This is a genomic window from Peptostreptococcus faecalis (assembly GCF_900240845.1).
In the GTDB taxonomy this organism is placed as follows: domain Bacteria; phylum Bacillota; class Clostridia; order Peptostreptococcales; family Peptostreptococcaceae; genus Peptostreptococcus; species Peptostreptococcus faecalis.
Map to the genome: position 1 here is coordinate 1 of NZ_OERU01000028.1, position 890 is coordinate 890.

The 890-nt window shown below is 32.9% G+C and carries 1 protein-coding gene; it reads left to right on the top strand.

The annotated features are described in order from the left end of the window. On the top strand, window positions 1-890 hold an 890-nt coding region (locus C0982_RS10365; protein WP_101774094.1), incomplete at both ends, for a pyridoxal phosphate-dependent aminotransferase.

Sequence of the window (890 nt, forward strand, 5' to 3'; positions counted from 1 at the left end):
ACAGATTATACTAAAGATAATTTATTGATGACTTGTGGAGCGGCAGCTTCTTTAAATATTACATTTAAGGCATTAATATCTTCACCGGAAGATGAAATAATAGTATTGGCACCATTCTTCCCAGAATATACAGTATTCATAAATGGACAAGGTGGAAATCAAGTATTAGTTCCTGCAAAAGACGATATGCAACTTAACATTGAAGGAATAAAAGCTGCGATTACTAAAAATACTAAGGCAATAGTAATAAACTCTCCAAACAACCCTTCTGGAGTAGTGTATAGTGAAGATGAAATAAAAGAATTAAGTAGCTTGTTAAAGGCAAAATCAGATGAAAATGGTAGTCCAATATACCTAATAACTGATGAACCATACAGAGAATTAGTTCTTATAGATGGATTAAAGGTTCCATTTGTTTCAAACTACTATGACAATACAATAGTTTGTTATTCTTGGTCAAAATCATTGTCACTACCAGGTGAACGTATAGGATATATCCTAGTACCAAACAAGGTAGAAGATAAGATGGTAATGGCTGCTGTAGCAGGAGCATCTAGAGTATTAGGTTATGTTTGTGCTCCAACATTATTCCAGTTAGTAATAGAAAGATGTGTTGGTGTCGAACCAGATTTAACAGTATACAAGAAGAATAGAGATCTATTATATGATGGATTGACAAAATTAGGATATAAGGTTGCAAAACCTGCTGGAGCATTTTATCTATTTATAGAAGCTCCAGATGGAGATTCAGAAAAATTCTCAGAAAAAGCTAAAGCACATGATATGTTAGTAGTGCCAGGTGCAGGATTTGGATCTAAATCATATATGAGATTATCATATTGTGTTGAGACTGAAAAGTGTGAAAAGTCACTTCCAATATTTGAAAAATT